We start from the raw sequence: 17,199 nt of genomic DNA, 5'->3' as shown, positions 1-17,199 counted from the left end.
GTTTTTTAGATCTCTGGTCTTTTATAACAAGCTATTTTTTCAAAGCTTTTTGGTAACGTTCATAAGCGTCCGTTTGTATTTTCAAATAGTCTTTTAGGCCCATTTGGTTTAATTTTGCAATATAAGCATTCCAATCTTTATCAATCCCACCTTTAGTGACCCATTTTGCAGTTTCTTGTGTTGTATAAGAACTCAAATCTGGATAAACTTGAGCAATTTTTTGTAATTCATCATTTGTATAAGTAACCGAAGGAAAGGCAGGCCGAGCATATTGTTTCAACTCTGCATCCATTTTTAATTTTTGAGCATCACCATTTGTAGGGTCTTCAAAAGTAACCTTATCATTCAAACTGTTATCCCATGATTTAGGCCCAAAATCTCGCAAGGAATTTATCCAAGCTTGAGTGTCTGCTGAGTTATCCCCAGTTGGTTTTAAAACTTTGTAAGCCTCACCTGATTTTTCAGTCCCAACTCCAAAAGCTCCATAATAATTTTGAATGGCTGCATCGTTAGTATAAAATTTATCAGCCCACTTTATCAGTGCTTTTACATTTTTAGCATGAGTCGTTACCATAAATTCATCTCGCCCTTGGTTAAAATGGTCAGGGTCAGACATCACATATTGATTTCCATCAGGGCCTTTTAATGCAGGAAGTGCAACATAATCTTTAGCATTTTTCCCAAAAGTTGCATCAGCTGTCCAACCAACTGACACACCAACTGTTTCAGTATCGGCCATTAATTTTGCTTGTGCTTGCGTAGGGTCTAGCGTGTACAATTCTGGGTCAATCAACCCTTTCGTATAGGCATCATGCATGGCCTCAATCCCTTTTTTGAAATTATCAGTCGAGCGGATATAAGCTGGTTTTCCATTCAACATCATCATTTCATTTGAATTATCAGCTCCTCGTAGAACACCAAAGGGTAAAGTGTAAGACATAGTGGGGTCAAAATTTCCTGTTCCATAAGGAATTTCATCTGCCTTCCCATTGCCATTAGGGTCTTTAGTTTTAAAAGCTTCCAAAACTTTCACAAATTCGTCATAAGTTGTTGGCATTTGTAAGCCCAGCTTATCCAGCCAAGCTTTGTTGATAAATAATTGATTCGCAATGATTGGACGCATTGGGGCTTCTTTAGGTAAAGACCAAATATGACCATCCGGACTTGTAATCATGGCTTTTAAAGCCGGATTCTTCTTCATTGCCTTTTGCAAATTAGGCATATCCTTGACATATTTTTCCAAGGGAATGAAATTAGACTGATTTTGAGCAATTTCTTGGTCTGTAAAGGTGATTGAACCCATAAAAGCATCTGGTAAATTCCCTCCTGCCATCAATGTTGACTTCTTATCTCCCCAATCCGCATTGAGATAAGTATCCCACTTCACATTAATTCCAGCTTCTTTTGCTAACTGATTTGGAAATTTAGTATAATCATTCCCCCAATCAGCCCAACGAACTGTTGCAACTGTAAAATCTTTATTGCTTGAATTCCCCTCTTTACTAGAGCTTGAGTTTCCACAAGCAGAAAGTAAAGCAAGTGCTGCGAGCATTGAAGCCGCTCCAGCTGCAACAACCATTTTTTGATTTTTCATTTGAAAATCTCCTATAATTTAATTTTAAAATTACTAATTAATTCCTAATTCAATCTAATAACTTACTCTTTAATCGCTCCAACCATGACACCTTGATTAAAATATTTTTGTAAGAAAGGATAAACCATCATAATTGGGAGTGTAGAAACAACAATAGCTGCATATTTCATCATATCAGCAGTTTGACGAAGTTGTGAGGCTACGTCACCAGTAGCTTGACTTTGGAGTGTTTGGTTTGTAATCAATAATTGTCTTAATATTAATTGCAAGGGTTGCAGATTTTGGTCAGTAAGATAAATCAAAGCATTGAACCATGAGTTCCAAATTCCGACTGCTGTCCAAAGACCGATAACTGCCAAAATCGCTTTTGACAAAGGAAGAACAATTTGGAAAAAATATCTAAAGGTACTCGAGCCATCAACTTGAGCAGCTTCCCAAAGACCATTTGGAATAGACTCCTGAAAAAAGGTCCGAGCAACGATAATATTATAAGGGGAAACCGCAAAGGGAACAATCATGACCCAAACCGTATTCAAGAGTCCAAAATTTTTGGTCACCAAATAAATTGGAATCAATCCTCCTGTCACAAACATAGGAACAACATAGAGTAGCGAAATCCATTTTCTTCCAAATAAATCTCTTCGTGATAAGGCATAACCGACAGGGATATTAACCAATAACCCAAATGCTGTCCCTGCAACTGTATATAAAATAGTATTAAAATAGGAACGCCAAATTAAGGGCTGAGCAAATAGGGTTTTATAGCCCTCTAAACTCCAAGATTTCGGCCAAAACCAAACTGCGCCTGTTGCCACATCCTGTGGGTTAGAAAAAGAGGCGATAATAACGAACCAAAGAGGATAAATAATGAGTAAAATAAGCAAAACAGCCATGCCATATACCAGAACATCAAATATTTTTTCCTGTAAACTTTTTGGCCTTCTCGATTTATGTGCGATTTTCATCAATTCTCCTCTCAGAATAATCCAGTTTTAGTTAGCCGACGTGAAATAAAATTAACCGTAACTAAGATAACCAGATTAATGACCGTTTGAAATAAATTAATAGCTGTTGAATAAGAATATTGGAAAGATAAAAGCCCAACCTTATAGACATAGGTTGAAATGATTTCTGAGCCCGATAAATTCAATGGGTTTTGTAAGAGGAGGACCTTTTCAAAACCAATATTTAAAAGTTGTCCAACAGCTAAAATAAGCATAATCATCATCGTTGGGACTAATAATGGTAAATCAATTTTTATCATTTGCTGCAAACGAGATGCTCCATCCATAGTTGCAGCTTCATAGTAAGTAGGGTCAATAGCAGAAAGGGCTGCCAGATAAATAATCGAATTCCAACCGACATGTTGCCAAACATCTGACCAAACATATAGACTCGCAAAAGCATTGGGATTTCCAATAACATCTGGCATTTTCAAATTAAAGATTCCTAAAAAATTAGCTACCAATCCATTAGATGGAGAAAGAAATAGTAGAATCATTCCACACATTACCATCGTTGAAATAAAGTGAGGTAAATATGTTGTCACCTGAAAAAACTTTTTAAAAGCCTGTACTCTGATTTGATTACAAATTAAGGCCAAAGCAATTGGCAGTGTAAAACCAAAGACAATACTATAAACAGCAATTTTTAATGTGTTTAAAATTGTTGGCCAAAACTGATAAGAATTGAAATATTGAATAAACCATTTAAAACCCACCCAAGGACTTCCACTTACTCCTAGAGCAGGTGAATAATCTTTAAAAGCCATCAATAAACCATACATTGGTACATAAGCAAAAAGGATAAGTAAAATAGTTGCTGGAGCAAGTAAAAGATATAAAGAAGTATTATTTTTTAACTTCTCTTTTATTCTGCCATTCCTACCCTTTTTGGGTAGAATTTTCACTTGAGATGTCGGTGTCATTTAGAACCTCTCTTTTTAGTTTAACGTTAAACTCTTTTTGATAAACTAATCATAAACTTATCAAATAAAAAAGTCAATATTAAATACCTTGTATATTCATTTTGAAAGCGTTTTATAATTTTGCAGTAAATTTTCTAAAATTTTTATTTTTGATGTAAAAAAGTGATTAGTAAAATTTCACTAATCACTTTTGCCATATTATTTTTTAAAAAAATCAGGCCCCTATAAAGGCTTTTCTCCGATCTTATCAACCATTTTCCCTTAAAAAATAAACCTCAAATTCATCAGCAACCTTAACACTTCCAGAAGGAAGAATTCTCATTTTTACTTTATTTTTGTTAATAACTTTATAACGGAAAAAAGCCTCTTCTCCTCTTTCATTAATATTTATTTTAACTGGCCGAAAACCATCTTTGTCTACTTCATTCAAAGGATGATAGACAGAATTTTCTCTCACAAAATCTCCATCAATATTCCCCCACCCATTTTCCAACTCTCTAAATATTAGTTCGACTTGTTCTTTACCGTATTTAAAATAGGGCTCGTTACCCATATTGGCCCGATAAAACTGTCCTTTGAGTTTTTTAGACATTGGTAACTTCACATCTGAAATCCAAGCCCCCTCTAAAAAGCAAACTGAATCTTTTTCATTTTTCATACTTCGGTTTTTAGCTGAAATTTGACATGATTTAAATATCCCTAACGAAATCAGGAGCGCTACTAAAACTAAAATCAACCATTTCATATTTTTCCAATTTCCATTTTTCATAAAACTCCTCCTCAATCAAGGTTATGATTATACTTTAACATAAATTAGAATACAAAAAAAAGAGCACATAAGTTCCATACTTAGTGCTGCTACCGTCAGGTCCTGACACGCTTCGTAAGAAACTTATTGCTCCGAAAACTATTATAACACAATTTATTTTTTTCGTCTATTTTTAAAGAAGTCTTGCATAATTTTTGCACACTCGTATTCTAAAATCCCCGATTCTACTTGGACTCGATGGTTCAGCCGCTTGTCTTCTAAAATCTGATAGAGACTGACTGTTCCTCCAAATTTAGGATTTGTCGCCCCAAAGTAAACTTGTGGAATCCTTGCTAAACCAATCGCTCCGGCGCACATGACGCAAGGTTCAATAGTAACAAAGAGCGCACAATCAAGAAGTCGCCAATTTCCCACTGCCTGATTTGCTGCTTCAATTGCACAAACTTCAGCATGGTGCGTTGCCCGACCATCAAGCTCTCGCCTATTGAAATCACGCGCAATAATTTCGCCGTCTTTGACAATGACAACCCCAATCGGAACTTCCTCATTTTCAGCTGCTTTTTGCGCCTCTTTGAGTGCTTCCGTCATAAAAAATTCTTTTTCTTCTTCTGTAAAATTCATTTATCCTAAAAATTTCTCTTGTTCAAGACAATATATTTTCACTGGAACTGCTTCAAACTGTTCTAATGTTCCATTGACAATCGTATTATCTAAACAAATATAGTTTGGATGCTTACCAAACAAGATTCCACTGACATGACCAACGAAGACCTGAACGTCTGTGTTTGGTACCCCTACCGCCTTAGCAACACTATTTCGCCGCTCAAAAGAATCTCCCGGCAAATGTTCCCAAAACAAATCAGTTTTTTTCTCTTTTTCATAAGAGAGGTTCATTTTTGCACTATGAGAGAGTACCACCCACTTATTTCCAATTTTTTCAATCAACTGCTCCGGCTGACCAAAGTTATTTTTCATTTCTGTCAGTAAAAATTGTCTGTCAGCAACTGACAACTTTTTCCAATTTTCGATTGAATATTGCCAACCATTTGGCGGAGCCCCCTCATAGATATCAATCGTTCCAATTGCATTAGAAAGTTGCTCCGCATCCGTTTTACCGTCACTTGCAAGCTCTGACCACATTTGTTCATGATTTCCCATCATGACTGTCACATGATAGCCCGCATCTGGCAAAGTTTTCAACAAATAAAGCAAAACATCAAAACCAAATCGGCCGTGGTCAATACTATCTCCAAGCACGAAGAGTCTGTCACTTTTACTAAAGTGAATCTCTGTCAGTGTTTTTTTCAATCCTGGCAAGCGACCATGAATGTCTGAAACAAATAAATTTCGCTGATAATGCTGACCGTCAGTAACAAATCTCGTTTTAGGACTGTCAGCACTTGCTTTAACTAATTGTTCAATCTGCCTTTTAGTCTTTGGAGGATTATAATTAAGGAAATGATTTCTGATACTGACAGAAAGAATGATAATAACTGTCAATAAAAGGACAGACAAAATAATAATTATTGGCTTTTTAAAGCGCCTCGTTAAAGTTGCCATTTTTTATGGGGCACCGCTAAATCAGTAGTGACAGTATTTCCCGCCGCTTCTTTGGCTTCTGTCAGTAAAATATCTAAATCACCAAATTGAGGCAAATGAGTCAAAATTAATTTTTTAACTTTCGCTTCTTTAGCAATTTGACCAGCTTCAATTGATGATAAGTGATTAGGCATTTTAGCTTTGTCCTTAAAGAAATAAACATCGGCAAGGAGAATGTCAGCCTCTTTGGCAAATTCTGTCAATTCATCAAAATAACCAGTATCCCCAGTATAAACTAAAACTTGACCCGTTCTACGTTCAACAATGCGCATAGCATAATTAACCACAGGGTGTACTGTTTTTAAAAATGTAATGTCAAAAGGACCAACTTTTGTCCCATTTTCCACATCATAAAGATGACCTTCAGAAACCTTATCCAAATTCAATTTAGAAAATTCATATTCATTTTCCCCATGACCATAAATCGGTAACATCATACCGTCCCAACCGTCCTGTCCTAATGGATAAAGTTGACGATATTGACGAAGTGCTCCCAAATCAGCAATATGGTCTTCATGATAATGGCTCAAAATAACCGCATCCAACTGAGTCGGTTGTAATTCATGTTCAAGCTCAGTCACCGCACGAGACCCGCAGTCTAAAAGCATGTTGAAGCCAGACTCCGATTGTAAAAGATAAGAAGTTGTTCCTGCATCACGAGTGGGGTAACCTCCCCAAACACCTAGCGCTGTTAATTTCATTTTTTTCTCTCTTTCTATTTTTTTTCTTAATTCTATTATAGTTTAAAGCATCTTAATCTTAATGCTAGACGTCCTATATTATTCTAAATGGCACTTATCCACTTCAATTATAAACTTCTCTCAAAAAGTAGCATTTACCAGTATCAACACTTTAATTATAACACATTAAAAACAATTAAAAACCACTCCTTAAAAGAGTGGCCCTAATTTATATCAAGGGAAGTGTGAGTTTCCTCTTGCTGCGCTAAGTATATCATAAGATTTTATAATTACAAGTTTTAATAAAAAAAACGAAGCAAATTGCTCCGTTTTTCATTAATTACTTTTATGCTTTTTCGATATTAACAGCTTGAGGGCCACGTTGACCAGCTTCAACATCAAAAGTTACTTTTTGGCCTTCATCAAGTGTTTTAAAACCTGAAGTTTGAATTTGTGAAAAGTGTGCGAACACATCTTGACCATCTTCTGAAGTGATAAAGCCAAATCCTTTATCTGGATTAAACCATTTTACAGTTCCTTTTGTCATATTAATTATTTCCTTTCAACAAAAATTGTAAACCTTATTTTGTGAAAAGTGAATATAATATACATTTAACTCATGACAAAATCTACTCGTCTATAATATCATTATATAGGTTACATGTCAACCTATAAAAAAACCACCTCAGTAATGAAGGTAGTCTTGATAAACTGTTAGGAAAGCAACTATTCTTCCCAAGACTAGTATAACATTTTAAAATCTAATTACAACAGCAATAAATAAAAAAAGAGAGACAATCTCTCATTTTCAAAATTTATACTTTATGTATATTTGAAGCATAACGCCCTCGAGCTGTCATTGTTACATCAAAAGTTACCTTTTGACCTTCATTATACTTTTTAAAACCATTTCCTTGTATAGACAGTAGATAAGCAAATACATCTTGCATATCCTCTGTAATAATAAAGCCATAGCCTTTGTCCATATTGAACCATTTTACTGTTCCATTTATCATCTTAATACATCCTTTCGCATTAATTGTAAATCCTATTTTGCGAAAAAGTGCATTCCTGAAACATTTAAACTCACGACAAAACCTACCTCTTGATAGTACCACCTCTCTGATAGAAAGTCAAATTATGCTTTCCGTATCTTCTTATGGTTACCTATATTATCATGCGGATTTGCTTTTGCAAGAGTCAATGTTTCTCTATCAACTACCCTCACATCATGATTCTCTAATTCTACAATGAGAGCATGCTTATAGGTGTTAATATCTGCCGAAACAATCGTTGCTTTTTCGCCGTTTGAGAGGGTGATAATATCTCCTGTTTTCATGTTATTACTTCCTTTTCTAGGCTTTGCCTATTTAACGAAGAACTTTTCACTACATAAGAGGCTCATTTTACTTTTTAATGATAAGAAAAATAAGGGCCCCCTACAGCCCTTAATAATATTGCGGGAATAGGATTTGAACCTATGACCTTCGGGTTATGAGCCCGACGAGCTACCTAACTGCTCCATCCCGCTTCGCAAGTATAACACTATGTTCAACTAAAGTCAAATCCATTAAGAAATCATTTGACTTGGACGGTCATATTTTTCGTTCAACGGAAAAAAACTTGAAGAGAAAAACTTCATCTTTTCACTATCAAATGCTAAGTTTTGGAGCTATCTCTTACTCCCAAATTTTATCCACAATATTTTTTATATGTGCCAATTTTGCCCATTGCTCCGCTTGTGTTAACGAGTTTCCTTCTTCTGTTGAGGCAAATCCGCATTGTGTTGAGAGGGCTAAGTTTTTGAGAGGCACAGATTCAAGAGCTTCATCTAAACGTGCTTTAATTTCCTCATATTTTTCAAGCTCTGGATATTTTGAGGTGAATAGTCCAAGAACAATTAATACATCATTTCTTTGATTCCAGATTTCGGCTAAAGGAGCAAAAGAGCCTGAGCGAGCATCATCATATTCTAAAAAGAAAGTATCATAGTTAAGTTGTCCCAAGTATTTTGCGACAGGCTCATAGGAACCTTCAAAAAGATAAGTTGATTTGAAGTTTCCACGGCAAATATGAGTCGAAACTCTCAAATCTTCCGGTAAGTCTTGTAAAAGTTTGTTGACAACATAAACGATATCTTCACACATTTTGACATATTTTTCATGATTTTCAGGATCATCTAACAAACGTGCAATAAGATAAGCCCAAGTTGTATCATCTAATTGAATATAACGAGCCCCCAGATCATAAAAATGAAGCAAAGTTTCATGATAAGCTTGAGCCAAATCATCTAAAAACTCTTCCCAACTTCCATAAAACTCAGGCCAGCGGTCTGAACGACCATCACGATTCGGAATTAATGATGGCGATGGAATCGTAACTTTAGGTTCAACTCCTTCTGGTAAAATACTTTTCAAATATTCAAAATCAGCAAAAAAAGGATGCTCTGGATTAAAGGCTACTTTTCCTGTCAGTTCAATATTAGTCGTTCTTGTTTTTGCTCCATGAAATTTATAAGAAGCTTCTTGTTCATAAGCTCCAATTCCATTTAGTCCCCAGAGAAAATCTAAATGCCACCACGAACGATTAAATTCCCCATCAGTTACAGCTTTAATACCAACCTTTACTTCTTCTTTTACCAGTCTCTCAATTTCCACTTCTTGAACTTTTTTTAAATCTGTCAGTGAAAGTTGACCTTCGGAATAAGCCGAACGTGCATCTTTTAGGGCTTTTGGGCGAAGAAAGCTTCCAACGTGGTCAAAATGATAATGATTATAAGTTTTTGTCATGAGTTTACCTAGATTCTATTAGTTTAACTCTCTCCATTGTAACAAAGCCTTTTTTCTTTGGTCTTAGAAATTTTTAATGTTGTGATGAAAATATATAATATTAAATTCAAGTGATTGACTTAGGAGTCACACTGATATACACTTTTACTTATAAGTGAGGTAGAAAAATGAAAGCAATCGGAACAGTTGACTCTGGTCGAAATTTTATTGACTTTGAAATAGAAAAGCCAATCTTAAGACCACATGATTTACTAATTAAAGTTGAAGCCATTTCAATCAATCCTGTCGATACAAAAGTTCGAAAATCAATCAAAGGGACACTAACTCAGCCAAAAATTCTTGGTTGGGATGGATTGGGAACCGTGGTCGAAGTTGGCAGTCAAAGCAAATTTTTTAAAGTTGGAGATTCTGTTTTTTGGGCTGGAGATGTCACACGAGCGGGTTCAAACGCTGAATTTCAAGCAGTTGATGAACGAATTGTTGGCTTTGCTCCCAAAAATCTTTCCAAAGAAAAAGCCGTCGCCATGCCTCTAACAAGTTTAACAGCTTATGAACTTCTTTTTGAAAAACTTCAAGTTACCAGTGAGTCAAAAGGGAAGTCAATTCTTATCATTAATGGCGCAGGTGGCGTCGGTTCAGTAGCAACTCAAATGGCCAAAAATGCAGGATTGACAGTAATTGCTACAGCATCAAATCCCCAAGCCATTGAATGGGTCAAGAATTTTGGCGCCGATTATACCGTCAATCATCATGAAAATCTGGTACCTCAAGTTCATGAGCTTGGCTTTAAGTTTGTTGATTATATTTTAATTTTAAATGCTGTTGTTGAACATATGCCTGCAGTAAATGAGTTAATTGCTCCTCAAGGTTCGATTGCAAATATTGTTGAACCAGGGCAAGCTATTAATTTAGATAAACTGGCTCATAAATCTGCTCGTTTTAACTTTGAGTGGATGTTTACTAAAGTGGTTTCAGATACTGATGATTTACAAAGTCAGCATGACATATTAAATCAAGTTTCTGAATGGCTAGATAATGGTACTCTTACAAGCACAATGACTCAAAATTTAGGTGCTCTTACTGCTGACAATGTCAGAAAAGCTCATGAGCTTATTGAAGAAAATCATACCATCGGAAAAATTGTCCTCACTTGAACAAAAAAATCCTCATTTTTGAGGATTTTTAAATTTCATCAAAACGAACAATTAAATAAACTGCCCCTATCATGAAAGTGGAGCCCATCATTGTCCAACTTCCAAACCAATTTCCGGCAAGGGTTGCTATCGCTGCTCCAGCAAAGAAAATACTGATGAGCGCTGCATAGATACCGACTGAACGAAGTTTTTGTTTATCTTTGGTAATAATATACTGTGCAAGATTTGCTGACATAGACTTCATATTACCTGTCATAAAGATACTTCCGTAAGCTCGTCCGTGAACCTTGGTGAAGGTATCATATTGAATTGCCATAAAATAAGAAAAAATTCCAACATAAAACGAAACAGGAATCTTCAAGCCTAAGCCATAAGCTAAGGCAAAAATAGTCACACCTAACCATTGAACCAAAAGCAAATAAGAAGCATCAAAACGACGTCGCTTCATCAAATAATGAGAGTAAAAACCGCGAGTCATTACCCCTAATATAAAGAAAATAATCGGAATCGCAAAATCCCAAAATCGAGCAAAATCTCCTTTGGCAATATTAATCCCTGCTTGAATTACATTCCCTGATTGTGCCCCAATAAAACGGTCATTAAAATGAAAGAATGAGAAACCATCCATAAATCCTGCGTTCAAAGCAAAAATTAATGCTATCCGCAGTTTTTCCTTAACTTGTCTATCCATAATTAGAATTATATCACAAAGCTTATTCTCTTTGCTTTTCAATTATGAAGCAAATTTAACTTTTTTATTTTGATTTTGATGATTTTAAGGAATATATAAAATAATAGAGCGGATTCAAAAGATTAAGAGAATAATGTTTTTTGAGTTATAATGGATTTAAACGATTAGCTTTCCAAAAGCATTTCCAGTTCAAAATGAGGAGGAATTAAAATGAACGGTTATCAACAACAATATACTTGTATCAAATGTGGCAATCATAATTTTGAAGAAGATCAGCTTCAAGCAACTGGTGGAAATTTTTCAAAGCTTTTTGATGTGCAAAACAAAAAATTTATTACGATTTCTTGTTCTCAATGCGGGTACACTGAACTTTATAAATCACAGACAAGCAACGGAATGAATATTTTAGATTTTCTATTGAATGGTTGATGATGAAGTCAATAAAATTAAAAATAAGACCTAAGTCTTATTTTTATTTAAGAAAATTAAGTTATAATGTAAAGTACATACTTTAAGAAAAGGAAGAGAGTCTTTATGGCCGTTTTGGAATTAAAAAATATTAGGAAATCTTATTTTCTTGGAAAAGAAGAATTTCCTGTCCTCAAAGGAATCGACCTCGAGTTTGAACGTGGTGATTTCGTCAGTCTCCTAGGGGAATCTGGGGGAGGAAAGTCAACTCTGATGAATATCATTGGGGGGCTTGACCGTAAATATGAGGGGGACGTTATCGTTGATGGCCTTGCTCAAAAACAAAAAAGAAAAGATATGGATGCTTATCGCCGAGATACTATCGGTTTTATCTTCCAATCTTTCAACCTTGTCAGCTATTTGAGCGTTTTAGATAACATTTTAATTAGTCTTAAAATGACTAGTTTATCTGACAAAGAACGTCATGAAAGAGCGATTGAGCTGACCAAGCAAGTTGGACTCTATGAACATCGTAAGAAAAATCCATCACAACTTTCTGGTGGACAAAAACAAAGGGTAGCCATTGCGCGTGCCTTGGCTTCTGACCCTGAAATTATTCTTGCTGATGAACCAACGGGAGCACTTGACTCACAAAATACAAAAGAAGTCTTAGCACTTCTACGTCAAATTGCCCAATCTGGTAAAACAGTCATTGTCGTAACCCACTCACAAGAAGTTGCTGACTATGGAACTCGAATTATCCGTTTGGCCGATGGACAAATCATAGGTGACGAACGTCTAAAACCGCCTTACCCTGTTGAATCACATCAACGAATGCAATCAAAAGCACTCTCATATCGTGATACTTTCAGAACCGCCTTTAAACACTTTACCCACTCTTGGAAAATCAATTTATTAATTGCAATCGGAACCGCAATCGGTCTTTTCTCAGTTATCTTCTTCTTAGGACTGGGAAATGGGGCGACCAAATATATGAATGACACCATCACTTCGAGTGTCAATCCAAATGTGGTCACCATCTTCAAGCGAACAACAACAGATAATAAGTTAGGAAATGAGCAAGCCCTGCAACAAACTCAACAGGAGCTTGGAAATGCTTCTACCAATCTTGACAGTGATCATCTTTCAAAATTGAAAAAAGTAGATAATGTCAAAAAAGTTGAACCAACCTATTCTATTTCTGGTTTAGGCACACTTACTAACAATGACAAATCTAAATCTGGTTTAATTACTCTTGATACTTGGACACAATCAAATATTAATGATGATTATGTTTCTGGTTCAAAACCAGCTGATGGCGAAATTGCAATCTATGCGAAGGACGCTAAAGAGTTAAATAAAGATTATAAATCATTAGTCGGTAAGAAAATTACTTTGAAAATTCCAGCTAAAACAGCTGCTGGCGCAAGTGTTGAAGTGACAAAAGAATTCACTGTTTCAGGTATTTTGAAAGACCCTCAAGGTCCTGCAGGTTCTTCTAGCAGCGTTATTGCTACTTATAATACTGTAAAATCTGCTCTTGAAGCTGCTAATGCTGACACTGACGCAACTTATGCTGTAGTAACAGTTAATAAAGTAGATAATGTCAAATCAACTACTTCTGATATTCAAGACTTGAAAATTAATGGAACAAAAGCTTTTGTTACTTACAGTGTTACTTCATTCCTTGATGTAATCACTAATATTACTAACATTGTCAGCTATGTCCTTGCAGCTATTGCTGGTATCAGTTTGATTGTTTCAATCTTTATGATTGTCGTTACAACTTATATGAGTGTTGCTGAACGTACAAAAGAAATTGGTGTTATCCGAGCACTTGGTGGACGTAAGAAAGATATTTCTCGTCTATTCACCGCAGAAAGCTTGATTCTTGGTCTTTCATCAGCTGCTATTGCCATCGGATTTGCTTATCTGGGACAATTCCTCATTAACAAAGTTTTGAGTAGCTTCCTTGAAGGTGCAAGCATTGTTCAAATCTCTGGTGGTCACATCATCTTTGCAATCATCATTGCCGTTTTGATTGCCCTCTTGGCAAGCTTAGCTCCAAGTGGTCGTGCAGCACGTTTGAATACAATTGAAGCACTTGCTTCTGAATAATCACTCAACTTACAAAGGCTTCTGTCAGTCAGTCACATTTACTGACAGAACCACAACAATATTCTAGCGACTGACAATCCAGTCAATTGCTATGAACTTTCTATCAGTAAATAAAAGAATAACCGGCTCTGCTGGTGATTCTGTCAGTGAAAACAATCATTTCAAAAAATAGACCTTGCCTAAAGACAAAGCCTATTTTTTGTACTTTATATTGTTTGGACCCCTTCCAGCCTTATGTTAGAATTAAACTAATAGACAAATAAAGGAGTACTAATGCAAGAAATAATTATCCAAGTCATGAATCAATTTGGCTACTTTGGTGTTGCTTTTCTCATTATGATTGAGAACATTTTCCCACCAATTCCTTCCGAAGTCATATTAACTTTCGGTGGTTTCATGACTACTTATAGCGAACTGGGGATTATCGGCATGATTATCGCAGCCACTATTGGTTCTGTGCTTGGTGCATTGATACTCTACTTCGTAGGTCGTCTTTTGAGCGTAGAACGCCTTGAGAGATTAGTTTCAGGTCGTTTAGGAAAAGTTCTTCGCCTTAAGCCAGAAGACATCACAAAAGCTGAAAAATGGTTTTTAAAGAGAGGATATGCAACGATTTTCTTCTGCCGTTTCATTCCTTTGATTAGAAGTTTAATTTCAGTCCCAGCAGGTTCTGCAAAAATGAAACTTCCTAGTTTTCTTATTTTAACTACTCTGGGAACTCTCATTTGGAACATTGTTCTAGTTTCACTTGGGGCCGCACTAGGTGATAACTGGGAGATGATTGCTGGAATTCTCGATTCTTACTCTTCGGTTGTCGTTGCAATTCTAGGGGTCATCTTTATCCTTGGACTTCTTCTCTTTGTCAAAAAACGCTTCTTTCCTAAAAATAAAAATTATTCACCTGACTCAGAAAAATAAGCCTTCGTGCTTATTTTTTTATATGAAAATTTCTTATCTTTTGTTATAATTGGGCAATATAAAGGAGAATTTTATGGTATCTAAGGGGCGTTTAGCCGGATTTATTGATGCAATTATTGCGGTAGTAATGACAATCATGTTGTTAGAGTTTGAATTGCCAAAAACAGGTGGGATTATTGAGTTTTTAAGAGATAATCTTGTCTATTTAATTGCTTACCTCTTAAGTTTTATCTATGTCACCACCTCATGGTTTAATCAACAATACATGCTCCAACAAGCTGAAAACATTAGCCGTCGGATTTACCACAGTTGCATGCTCTGGGTTTTGTCATTATCCATGCTTCCTGTTTTATCTGCTTGGGCTGGACGGACAATCGACTTCTTTCATGATTTCGGACTTCATTCTCCAAAAGCTCCTGCTTTACTTTTTATCATGATGATTTACCTCTGGGGCTTTGCTTATACTTATATGACAAAATGTTTTATTGAGGACAACCCAAAGGAAAAAGCCGAACTGATTGCCCAAATGGAAGTCTATCATTATTTACGTCATCCCTTTTGGAAAATCGGAATGATTGTCAGTTTCATACTGACATTTATTTATCCACCCTTTGTCTTCATTTATACTGCCGGAGAAATGATTTTTGCAACAGTACGCAGCCAAAATAAAAAAAGCTCAACGATTTAAGTTGAGCTTTTTTATTTTATTGACCAACAGTCAATTGTTCTGAAACATATTTAGCATAGAGTGGGTGAGTTGCCACAAGTTCATTGTGTTTCCCACTACCTGTGATTTCCCCTTTTTCAATGAAGTAAATCTTGTCAGCATCAACAATTGTTGAAAGTCTATGAGCAATGACGAGAGTTGTCCGTCCCTTCATCAAACTATCTAAAGCCCGTTGAACCATTGATTCTGATTCACTATCTAAACTGGCTGTTGCTTCATCAAGCATTAGAATTTTTGGATTACGTAAGAAAGCCCGTGCAATGGCCAAACGTTGTCTTTGTCCACCAGAAATTTTGACTCCTCTTTCACCAACTTCGGTATTGAGTTGGTCAGGCATATTTTCAACAAAGCTACGTGCAAAAGCAAGGTCAAGAACTTGCCAGAGATCTTCGTCAGTAAAGTTTCCTTCGAGTCCGTAAGTTAGATTTTCACGAATAGTTCCAGCCATAATCGCTGAATCTTGACTAACAAAACCAATTTGACTTCGCCAATTTTCAAGAGAAACACTATCAATTGGTTGACCACCGATAGTAATCTCTCCCGCAGTTGGTTGATAAAAACGTTCTAAAAGGGAGAAGATGGTTGATTTACCACCACCAGAAGGACCAGCAAAGGCAATTATTGAATTAGGTTGAGCTTCAAAAGAGATATCATGCAATATTTGTTCAGAATCATCGTAAGCAAAATCAACATGGTGAGCAGAGAGGGTCTTTCCTTCCAAATCAAGGCTTTCACCTTGATGAAGGACTTCTTGTTCTTCATCAAGTAATTCAGTCAAACGACCAGTTGATCCTGACGCTTTGGCAAGTTCTGTAAAGAAAGTTGCCACTGTTGGGACCGCTCCGATTAAATTCATCAAATACATCATCATTCCAAGCAAAGTTCCAAGACTCATAACCCCCGTTGAGATGAGATAGATTCCGTAAGCCAACAATCCAAAAATCATCAACATCATTGATAACATCATGACTGGCGACATCAAACCATCGAAAACGGCTTCTTTTACACCGATTTTGTAAAGGGCATTGACATCATTTTCTGCTTTTTTAGAAGCTTGTTTTTCAGCATTTGAAGATTTGACTAAACGAATTTCTGATAAAGATTCACTGGCAATCCCTTGGAAATTTGCTAAAGAATCTTGTCTAGTTCGTCCAATTTTTTGACCAAAAGTCATAATTGGAAACATGATCAGCATGACAATCGGAACCGCAATAATCATGGCAAGGGTTAAACGCCATTGCATTTGCAGCATGAATATGATTGAACCTATCAGGAGTAAAATAGAGGTAAAAGCTTGAGGAATACTATTTGCGATTAAGTTTTTAACTTGCGTCGTATCGTTAGCTAAGCGAGAACTCATTTCACCTGTTTTAACTTCATCAAAATATTTTACTGGCAAATGAATCATTTTATCCCAGACACGAGTTCGCAAATTTTTGACGACCGACTCACCAAATATCCCCAGAACGATGGCCGCAATAGCTGAAACGGCTGCTGAACCAATATAAAGAGCAATGACTAAAGCAACTTTCCCGCCATTTACACCCTGACCAAAACTATTAACCAGTGGCTGAACCATTTTAGGAACTTGCAATTGAATGAGTGTGCCAATGATACCAGCCACAATCCCAATCACAAAAAATAGATAACGTGGTTTTGCTGCACGAATTAATTTGACGAAATGTTTAATGGATGTTTTGTCAACCGCTTTTCCTTCAACGCGATTGGCCATTTGTGGACCTCTTTCCATTGTTTGCTTACTTCCTTTTTTCTAATTATTGAAATTCAAGACTAAAAGAACTTAATTCAATCACTTTTATCCTTA

At 36.0% G+C, this 17,199-nt stretch carries 18 protein-coding genes, 1 tRNA gene and 1 other RNA gene; 5 read left to right on the top strand and 15 right to left on the bottom strand.

What is annotated here, in order from left to right:
* Positions 1-31: 31 nt before the first annotated feature.
* From KW2_RS03330 to KW2_RS03275, 13 genes are all read right to left on the bottom strand, one after another.
* Positions 32-1,594 (bottom strand): type 2 periplasmic-binding domain-containing protein, encoded by a 1,563-nt coding sequence (locus tag KW2_RS03330; RefSeq protein ID WP_021036891.1) that lies wholly within the window; start codon positions 1,592-1,594, stop codon positions 32-34.
* 62 nt (positions 1,595-1,656) lie between these two features.
* Positions 1,657-2,559 carry a carbohydrate ABC transporter permease gene (locus KW2_RS03325; protein WP_021036890.1) on the bottom strand — a complete coding sequence of 301 codons (903 nt, stop codon included), beginning with the start codon at positions 2,557-2,559 and terminating at the stop codon, positions 1,657-1,659.
* 11 nt (positions 2,560-2,570) lie between these two features.
* Positions 2,571-3,521 (bottom strand): ABC transporter permease, encoded by a 951-nt coding sequence (locus tag KW2_RS03320; protein ID WP_021036889.1) that lies wholly within the window; start codon positions 3,519-3,521, stop codon positions 2,571-2,573.
* A gap of 247 nt (positions 3,522-3,768) precedes the next feature.
* The gene (locus KW2_RS03315) at positions 3,769-4,290 is read right to left on the bottom strand and encodes a hypothetical protein (protein ID WP_021036888.1); all 522 of its coding nucleotides are present in this window, start codon (positions 4,288-4,290) and stop codon (positions 3,769-3,771) included.
* A gap of 52 nt (positions 4,291-4,342) precedes the next feature.
* Positions 4,343-4,428: signal recognition particle sRNA small type (gene ffs, locus KW2_RS11850), an RNA gene on the bottom strand.
* A 15-nt stretch (positions 4,429-4,443) separates the two neighbouring features.
* Positions 4,444-4,911 carry a tRNA adenosine(34) deaminase TadA gene (gene tadA, locus KW2_RS03310; RefSeq protein ID WP_011675688.1) on the bottom strand — a complete coding sequence of 156 codons (468 nt, stop codon included), beginning with the start codon at positions 4,909-4,911 and terminating at the stop codon, positions 4,444-4,446.
* Entirely contained in the window at positions 4,912-5,850 is a 939-nt protein-coding gene (locus tag KW2_RS03305; RefSeq protein WP_021036887.1) for a metallophosphoesterase family protein, read from the bottom strand. It abuts the gene before it with no gap.
* The gene (locus KW2_RS03300; protein WP_021036886.1) at positions 5,838-6,590 is read right to left on the bottom strand and encodes an MBL fold metallo-hydrolase; all 753 of its coding nucleotides are present in this window, start codon (positions 6,588-6,590) and stop codon (positions 5,838-5,840) included. Before KW2_RS03300 ends, KW2_RS03305 begins: the two co-directional genes overlap by 13 nt.
* A 325-nt stretch (positions 6,591-6,915) precedes the next feature.
* Complete coding sequence (locus KW2_RS03295; RefSeq protein WP_011675685.1) at positions 6,916-7,116, bottom strand: cold-shock protein; 201 nt, start codon at positions 7,114-7,116, stop codon at positions 6,916-6,918.
* 268 nt (positions 7,117-7,384) lie between these two features.
* Complete coding sequence (locus KW2_RS03290) at positions 7,385-7,585, bottom strand: cold-shock protein (protein ID WP_011675684.1); 201 nt, start codon at positions 7,583-7,585, stop codon at positions 7,385-7,387.
* Positions 7,586-7,707: 122 nt separating this feature from the next.
* Positions 7,708-7,908: a hypothetical protein gene (locus KW2_RS03285; protein ID WP_011675683.1), complete on the bottom strand. Its 201-nt coding sequence runs from the start codon at positions 7,906-7,908 to the stop codon at positions 7,708-7,710.
* A gap of 118 nt (positions 7,909-8,026) precedes the next feature.
* Positions 8,027-8,100 (bottom strand) — tRNA-Met (locus KW2_RS03280).
* Between the two features lie 148 nt (positions 8,101-8,248).
* Complete coding sequence (locus KW2_RS03275) at positions 8,249-9,358, bottom strand: vitamin B12 independent methionine synthase (protein WP_021036885.1); 1,110 nt, start codon at positions 9,356-9,358, stop codon at positions 8,249-8,251.
* A gap of 167 nt (positions 9,359-9,525) precedes the next feature.
* On the opposite strand from KW2_RS03275, the gene KW2_RS03270 reads away from it, so the two are divergent.
* Positions 9,526-10,512, top strand: coding sequence for a zinc-binding alcohol dehydrogenase family protein (locus tag KW2_RS03270; RefSeq protein ID WP_021036884.1), 987 nt, complete (start codon positions 9,526-9,528; stop codon positions 10,510-10,512).
* Between the two features lie 28 nt (positions 10,513-10,540).
* On the opposite strand, the gene KW2_RS03265 is transcribed toward KW2_RS03270, so the two are convergent.
* On the bottom strand, positions 10,541-11,203 hold the full coding sequence (locus tag KW2_RS03265) for a YoaK family protein (RefSeq protein WP_003129657.1): 663 nt from the start codon (positions 11,201-11,203) through the stop codon (positions 10,541-10,543).
* Positions 11,204-11,413: 210 nt separating this feature from the next.
* Between KW2_RS03265 and KW2_RS03260 the strand changes: the two genes are divergently transcribed.
* The 4 genes from KW2_RS03260 (at position 11,414) to KW2_RS03245 (ending at position 15,335) form a co-directional block, all read left to right on the top strand.
* Positions 11,414-11,632 carry a zinc ribbon domain-containing protein gene (locus tag KW2_RS03260; protein ID WP_011675679.1) on the top strand — a complete coding sequence of 73 codons (219 nt, stop codon included), beginning with the start codon at positions 11,414-11,416 and terminating at the stop codon, positions 11,630-11,632.
* A 105-nt stretch (positions 11,633-11,737) separates the two neighbouring features.
* Positions 11,738-13,729: an ABC transporter ATP-binding protein/permease gene (locus KW2_RS03255; protein ID WP_021036883.1), complete on the top strand. Its 1,992-nt coding sequence runs from the start codon at positions 11,738-11,740 to the stop codon at positions 13,727-13,729.
* A gap of 273 nt (positions 13,730-14,002) precedes the next feature.
* Complete coding sequence (locus KW2_RS03250) at positions 14,003-14,647, top strand: DedA family protein (RefSeq protein WP_011835619.1); 645 nt, start codon at positions 14,003-14,005, stop codon at positions 14,645-14,647.
* A 73-nt stretch (positions 14,648-14,720) separates the two neighbouring features.
* Complete coding sequence (locus KW2_RS03245; RefSeq protein ID WP_021036882.1) at positions 14,721-15,335, top strand: TMEM175 family protein; 615 nt, start codon at positions 14,721-14,723, stop codon at positions 15,333-15,335.
* Positions 15,336-15,351: 16 nt separating this feature from the next.
* Here the strand turns inward: KW2_RS03245 and lmrA are convergent, their stop codons facing one another.
* Entirely contained in the window at positions 15,352-17,106 is a 1,755-nt protein-coding gene (lmrA, locus tag KW2_RS03240; RefSeq protein WP_041168686.1) for a multidrug efflux ABC transporter LmrA, read from the bottom strand.
* Positions 17,107-17,199: the final 93 nt, after the last annotated feature.

This window comes from Lactococcus cremoris subsp. cremoris KW2 (assembly GCF_000468955.1).
In the GTDB taxonomy this organism is placed as follows: Bacteria; Bacillota; Bacilli; order Lactobacillales; family Streptococcaceae; genus Lactococcus; species Lactococcus cremoris.
This window is presented reverse-complemented; position numbering and strand designations above follow the sequence as displayed.

Excerpts from the sequence above, each read along its gene's own strand:
- KW2_RS03265 (WP_003129657.1), bottom strand. The coding sequence starts at position 11,203 with ATGGATAGACAAGTTAAGGAAAAACTGCGGATAGCATTAATTTTTGCT.
- tadA (WP_011675688.1), bottom strand. The coding sequence starts at position 4,911 with ATGAATTTTACAGAAGAAGAAAAAGAATTTTTTATGACGGAAGCACTC.
- KW2_RS03270 (WP_021036884.1), top strand. The coding sequence starts at position 9,526 with ATGAAAGCAATCGGAACAGTTGACTCTGGTCGAAATTTTATTGACTTT.
- KW2_RS03325 (WP_021036890.1), bottom strand. The coding sequence starts at position 2,559 with ATGAAAATCGCACATAAATCGAGAAGGCCAAAAAGTTTACAGGAAAAA.
- KW2_RS03245 (WP_021036882.1), top strand. The coding sequence starts at position 14,721 with ATGGTATCTAAGGGGCGTTTAGCCGGATTTATTGATGCAATTATTGCG.
- KW2_RS03315 (WP_021036888.1), bottom strand. The coding sequence starts at position 4,290 with ATGAAAAATGGAAATTGGAAAAATATGAAATGGTTGATTTTAGTTTTA.
- KW2_RS03295 (WP_011675685.1), bottom strand. The coding sequence starts at position 7,116 with ATGACAAAAGGAACTGTAAAATGGTTTAATCCAGATAAAGGATTTGGC.
- KW2_RS03260 (WP_011675679.1), top strand. The coding sequence starts at position 11,414 with ATGAACGGTTATCAACAACAATATACTTGTATCAAATGTGGCAATCAT.
- KW2_RS03320 (WP_021036889.1), bottom strand. The coding sequence starts at position 3,521 with ATGACACCGACATCTCAAGTGAAAATTCTACCCAAAAAGGGTAGGAAT.
- KW2_RS03330 (WP_021036891.1), bottom strand. The coding sequence starts at position 1,594 with ATGAAAAATCAAAAAATGGTTGTTGCAGCTGGAGCGGCTTCAATGCTC.
- KW2_RS03250 (WP_011835619.1), top strand. The coding sequence starts at position 14,003 with ATGCAAGAAATAATTATCCAAGTCATGAATCAATTTGGCTACTTTGGT.
- KW2_RS03305 (WP_021036887.1), bottom strand. The coding sequence starts at position 5,850 with ATGGCAACTTTAACGAGGCGCTTTAAAAAGCCAATAATTATTATTTTG.
- KW2_RS03290 (WP_011675684.1), bottom strand. The coding sequence starts at position 7,585 with ATGATAAATGGAACAGTAAAATGGTTCAATATGGACAAAGGCTATGGC.
- KW2_RS03300 (WP_021036886.1), bottom strand. The coding sequence starts at position 6,590 with ATGAAATTAACAGCGCTAGGTGTTTGGGGAGGTTACCCCACTCGTGAT.
- KW2_RS03255 (WP_021036883.1), top strand. The coding sequence starts at position 11,738 with ATGGCCGTTTTGGAATTAAAAAATATTAGGAAATCTTATTTTCTTGGA.
- KW2_RS03275 (WP_021036885.1), bottom strand. The coding sequence starts at position 9,358 with ATGACAAAAACTTATAATCATTATCATTTTGACCACGTTGGAAGCTTT.
- lmrA (WP_041168686.1), bottom strand. The coding sequence starts at position 17,106 with ATGGCCAATCGCGTTGAAGGAAAAGCGGTTGACAAAACATCCATTAAA.
- KW2_RS03285 (WP_011675683.1), bottom strand. The coding sequence starts at position 7,908 with ATGAAAACAGGAGATATTATCACCCTCTCAAACGGCGAAAAAGCAACG.